1 protein-coding gene is annotated in these 6,688 nt (G+C 37.8%); it reads right to left on the reverse strand.

The window, feature by feature from the left end; translation table 11 throughout:
• A partial coding sequence (locus N2251_RS00135; RefSeq protein ID WP_260584646.1) for a hypothetical protein occupies positions 1-6,688 on the reverse strand: 6,688 nt, incomplete at both ends.

Raw genomic sequence — 6,688 nt, forward strand, 5'->3', positions numbered from 1 at the left:
CTATAACAACATCTGCTGCTGTTGTACCTGTACAGGTTAACTTTTTCGGTTCGTTTAACGCAAATACTAAATCTTCATTTATAACAACTGCTGCTGGTGCTGGTGCAATACATCCGTTTGAATCAGTTACACTTACCGTGTATGTTTCTGCTGGTAAATTACTAAACGTATAAGGTGTAGTAGTGGTTAAACCTGTATTTGCTACTTCGGTTCCGCCACTATTAGTTAGTACATACGTGTACGTTCCCGTTCCACCACCTGCTGTTACTTCAATAATTCCGTTAACTGTAGTATCACATGAATTATCTATATGAGTGGTGGTTGCTGTTACTGCTGATGGATTTGCTACTGGTACAACTACTGACGCTCCTTCACAATTATTTGCATCTCGTACCCTAATAGTATAATTTCCTGCTCCTAAACCTGTAAATACATCATTGGTTCCGTTGGTAGCGAAATCATAACCTGCTACTACACTACCTGCTGGTAATTCTAACTGATACCTGTATCCGCTAAATCCATTAGCTCCTGTGGCTGTAATGGTTGCATCTGAATCATTTTCACAACTTACTTCTTTGGTTACAGCTCCTGTTACTGATAAAATAGCTGTTGGCTCATTTATCGTAAACTGATTTGTGCTTATCGTACAGAACGGTGTATTTGTCATGGTTACCGATACATAATAGGTACCTGCCAATAATCCTGTAACGGTTTCAGTTGTTCCTCCATTAATTCCTGTTCCTGTAATTGGAGTTGTTAATGAATTTCCTGAAGTATCTAATACTTCGTAATCATAAACTCCGCCATACGTTGTACTCGAATCAAAACTGATATCGATACTTCCGCCTGCTGCTCCAAAACAAGTTGCTTGCGGATTATTTGCAATTACCGTATAACTTGGTGCTGCTCCTACAATGTATTCTTTTGTAAACACACAACCTGTTACTGGATGCGTTGCTGTTACCTCATATGTTCCTGTTGGTAAACCCGTAAAACTTGCAGAACCTGTTCCTAATGCTACTATTTGAGCAGCACGTGTTACTGGACCACTTATTATTTCATAAGAAACACCATCAATATCTGTACTTGTTTTTACTGAGATATTTTCTCCTGTTGCACAATCGATATCTTTTACTGAATTGATATCAACATCTGTAATCTCATCAAAAGCATTTATTGTAGTTGATGCTGATATTACCTCACAATTTGCACTGTCTACAATACGTACATAATAACTACCGCCTGTAACATCGCTTATTGCAAATTCATGAACTGTTCCACTTACCGTTACCGTGTTGATTTGAACATCATCGGTTAAATCGGCTGGAGTTCCATTATCATCATACAATTCTACGGTTGAATATACTGTTGTTCCGCCTGATACTCCTGCTCCGTTTGATGCATCAATACTTAACGTGGCATTGTTCATTGTATTACCTGTGGTACATCCAAATTGAACTGCTGTTGGTGCGGTTACTGTTAATAACGGATTGTCATTTACTACAACATTTGTTTGATCTGTTGAACAGCCATTATCGCCCTCAACCGTTACCGTATAAGTTCCTGCTGGTACATTGATAAATGAATTGCTTGCTGCATCCCATGTTCCTACTACTGGAGCTATACTATAGCTTAAAGGTGTTAAGCCTGCTGTTACAGCAACTGCGATACTTCCGTTCGGTGTTCCATCACAAGTAGCATTAGTTACTGATGTAGTGAATACTGGTACTACTGCTGGTGCAACTGTAAACGTTTTTGTGTTTGTACAGTTTTCTGCAGTATCTGTTATTGTTATGGTGTATTCATCTGCAATTGCAGTACTAAAAGTAAAAGGGGTTGCTGGTAAAGGTGTTCCTGCTGCAACTACTACTGTATTTGCTCCACTATCATCTCTTGTAATTTCATAGGTATAAGTCCCACTTCCAGTAACGTTATCTATTTCGTAGGTTGCTGCTTCATTAGCTGGTGTAACAGCATCACATGTTAGGTTTTTAGTTAAATCAACTGTGTACTCTAAATCTGGTTGAATTACAACTCCCGCTTGTGTTACTGAACATCCGTTTGCATCACTTACTACAACATCGTAATTACCTGGTGTTAATACGCCAGATGTATAACTAGTATTTGTAGTTGGTGCGGTAAAACTTACTCCATTATCTGTTGAATATCGATAAGGTGGTGTACCGCTTGCTGCTATTATTGTAATTGTTTTGTTTATACCACAACTACTTGGTATAGCACTTGTTATTGTTGGTGATGGGCTTACATTTAAAACTACAGGGTTTGGTGTTAAAATTGCTGAACACCCATTAACATCTGTTGCCTCTATAGTAATGTTTACTGGTAACGTTGGATCTGAAACGTTTGCATAAGCTACTTTAAATGTAGTACCTGTCACTGTTATTGGTGTTACTAAATTGGTGTTTGTTATGTTGGTTACTACATAGGTGTATCCACCAAAACCACCAACTACGTTTTCGATACGTACAGTACCTTCTACACTACAAGTAATATCATTTACAGGGTTTAAGTTACCTGTAATTGGTTGTCCTTCTTGTATTTCAATATCTCCACTTGCCCATTTACATGAATTGGGTGCTCCATTATTTACTTCTATTACTAAGAAATATCTCCCTGACGCTAATGAACCTAAGGCTGCTGCTCCTGGAACAGAACTATCTAAGGTAAATGGATATACTACTGGTGCTGTTATTGTTCCTGAAACACCTCCTACTGGAGAATCTGTAACTCCATCATATAGTTCCCATATAAAATCTTTTCCTGGAGCTGGAAGAGCTAGAACATTATCTTCATCATCTATTAGAAATGATAATGATCCGTTATTTGCACCGTTACATGATTGACTTGTTGCTGTTGGTGTAATGTTTACATCAAAACTTGAATCTGGAAAAATTATAGGAATATCAGGGTCATTTGTTTGAATACAACCATTAGCATCTTTTACATAGAATAAATAATTTAACCCAGGTATAATATCATTAAAAACTTTTTCATCTGGGGTTAAAATAAGATCGTCTGCTGGATGCCAAGTACCTGTATTTACAGGATCCTCTGTACTAATTCCAAACTCATAAGGTCCTGTTCCTCCAATCGCTTTAACAGTTACAGAATATCCAACGATACAATCACCTCCTGGAGTAATATCAACAACTATTCCTTCTACTTGGAAAGGCATTACAAAAATACCATTATCTACTTGACAACGTGTTGCTCCTCCATCTACAATTCTTATTGAAGGATAATAAGTTTGCCCTTGAACTAAATTTCTTACACTATATAAATTATCTCCAGGTGTTGCTGGAGGAACACTTATAGAGTGCATTACTGGAGTAATAGGATTCCAATTTGTTCCATTATCTAATGAGTACTCTAAAGAATATGGTGCGTAATCTGCAATTGTTAAACTACCAAAATTGAAATCAAAACCTGTATTTATTGGATCTACTATGGTACAATTTGGTGGTAATACAGGTACAACATCCATTATAATAGCTGGTGGATTCGCTAAAGTTAATGGAGTTACAGTACTTATACAACCTAAGGCATCAGTAATTTCAACGGTATATGTTTCAGCTGGTAAATTATTAAAGCTAAAAGTGTTTGCTGTGTAATTTGTTAATGTTTCAGCGCCTATAATACCTCCACTATTTGCGAGTGTAATTGTATAAGGTGCTTGCCCTGTATTAGCTGTTACTACACCATCAATACTACCAGTATCTCCATTACATGTTGGTTCATTTGTGGTAGCTGTAATAGCTATTGGTGTAATTAAATCTATGACAACATCTTGAATAATATATTCACAACCTGCATCATCTCTCACATAAACATCATAAGTATCAGCATCTAAACCTGTAATTGGATTTGTAGCTGTAAAGTCTCCTGCGACAGGTGCTGGTGATCCATTTGATATCACTGCATATACGTAACCTACTCCAGAACCTCCTGTTGGTGTTACTGTTATTTGACCAGTTGGAGTTGCAGGTGGTAAAGGCGTACAACTTGCATCTGTTGGTGTTGCACTTGCTGTTAACACAGAATTTATAGTAACGTTTTCTGTTTCTATACATCCTGAAATATCTCTAATACTTATCGTGTAAGACACATTTGCTGATAAGGCTGATATAGTAAAGCTTGTTGCGTTAGCTGGTGTTGGAGTTGTCCAATTAGTACCATCGGTACTATATTCATAGCCTCCATTACCATTAGTAACATTTACATCAATTTTCCCATCTGATCCATCAAAACATTGAGGTATAGCTGTAAATGTAATATTTTCTTTTACTGGTACATTTACTAATAATGGTGCTGATGTACAACCCTCTGCATCTGTAGCTACTACCCAATAATCTCCCGAAGTATCAATATCGGTAAATGGTGCGCCTGTTTGAACAGCTGGTGCCGTTGCTGTTGCATTGTCAAATAATGCATATGTATAAGCTCCTCCGTTTCCTCCTGAAGTGGTTCCGGTTATACTAATCGTTGCTCCATCTAATGTAGGGTCTGTATCACAAGTAATTAGTTTTGTTACACTTGCCGCTACTACTATTGGTGATGGATCTGATAAATCTTCACTCAAAGATACATTACACGCTGCTGGTGAAGTATTATCTGGTCGTACCGATATATTATGAGTTACATTACCTAATCCTGTGATAGTAAACGGATTTGTTGCCGCCGCACTCCAAATAGTTCCTCCATCTAATGAATACTCAAAACTTGTTGGTGTACTTGATGGAAATGCTGCTGTTATTTCAATACTTCCGTTACTATCTCCTATACATCTTGGATTTGTAAAATCTGTTATTTGTGCGGTAAATGCCTGATTATTTAAAACTGTAATATTATCAACCATTGTGGTACAACTACTTCCGTAATCAATACTAACAGTATAAGTCCCATCAGATAATCCACTAAAAATTCCTGTAGTATTATTCGTTGCCCCTAAAGTATAATTATACGTTCCTGGTGCTGCTGGTGTTAATTGTGTTAAGGTTATGGTTCCTGTTCCGTCACACGCGTAAGTCACTGCATTACTAAATGTTGGCTCCTCTGGTAATGCCGCTATCGTTATGGGTGCTAAAGTTATAGAACATCTCTTTGCATCACTTATAGTTACTGTGTACGTACCATCTGTTAAACTACCAAATGCATGATCAAATGTTACTGCATCCGTTGTATGAATCGTTGTCGTTGTTCCATCACTTAATGTATAAGTATAAGGTGCTGTTCCTCCTGTTACATTTTCTACCGTTATCTCTCCTTGTTGAGTACATGTATAATCTTGACTTCGCCTTGAATTTCCTGCTAATGCATCTGGTGCAGTGATGGTTATGGTTGATGCTGCTGTTGCACAATTATTAGTATCAGTAGTAACAACATCATACGTTCCTTCTGCTAAATTGTTAAATGTAATATTTGTTCCTGCTCCTGGCCCTGAAGTTTGTACTGTTCCTGGTGCTCCCTGTAATGTTATTGTGGTAGTATAATCGGCTGTTCCATCACTTATTACTACTACTGCCGATCCTTGACCGCCACTACAATCAGGTTGTGTTTCGGTTACAACTATTGTTGGATCTGTGATTCGAGTTATGGTAACCTCTTCTGAATATTCACAACTTGGCGTTCCTGTTCCGTTTTGATCACGTACATAAACATCCCAAGTTCCTGCTGTTATTGTCGTTGGTGCTGTTGCACTAAAATCTGTTGCAACTGGTGGTGTTCCTCCTGTTACAACTGCGTATACATAATTACTATCGCCACCGCTTGCTACGATGTTTATCGTTCCATCATTACACGTTTCGTTTGTTGTTGTTACAACTGCTGTTACTTGTGGATTTATGGTTACCGTATCGGTTGCTGAACAGTTAAATCCGTCTGTTACAGTTACTGTATAATTACCATTGGTTAATCCTGTAAATATATTGGTGTTTTGTGTAGTGGTCGTAGTTCCGTCATTTAAACTATATGAATAATTTCCGTTACCTGTACCTATATTTACGGTAATTGTTGCATCAGATGAACCGCTATAACAAGTAGTTTCGTCTAAAGTAAATGCTACCGCTACTGCATCTGGAACAGTTACTGGCTCTGGTGCTGATGTACAACCCTCTGCATCTGTAGCTACTACCCAATAATCTCCCGAAGTATCAATATCGGTAAATGGTGCGCCTGTTTGAACAGCTGGTGCCGTTGCTGTTGCATTGTCAAATAATGCATATGTATAAGCTCCTCCGTTTCCTCCTGAAGTGGTTCCGGTTATACTAATCGTTGCTCCATCTAATGTAGGGTCTGTATCACAAGTAATTAGTTTTGTTACACTTGCCGCTACTACTATTGGTGATGGATCTGATAAATCTTCACTCAAAGATACATTACACGCTGCTGGTGAAGTATTATCTGGTCGTACCGATATATTATGAGTTACATTACCTAATCCTGTGATAGTAAACGGATTTGTTGCCGCCGCACTCCAAATAGTTCCTCCATCTAATGAATACTCAAAACTTGTTGGTGTACTTGATGGAAATGCTGCTGTTATTTCAATACTTCCGTTACTATCTCCTATACATCTTGGATTTGTAAAATCTGTTATTTGTGCGGTAAATGCCTGATTATTTAAAACTGTAATATTATCAACCATTGTGGTACAACTACTTCCGTAATC

The organism is Tenacibaculum haliotis (genome assembly GCF_025215075.1).
Taxonomy (GTDB): domain Bacteria; phylum Bacteroidota; class Bacteroidia; order Flavobacteriales; family Flavobacteriaceae; genus Polaribacter; species Polaribacter haliotis_B.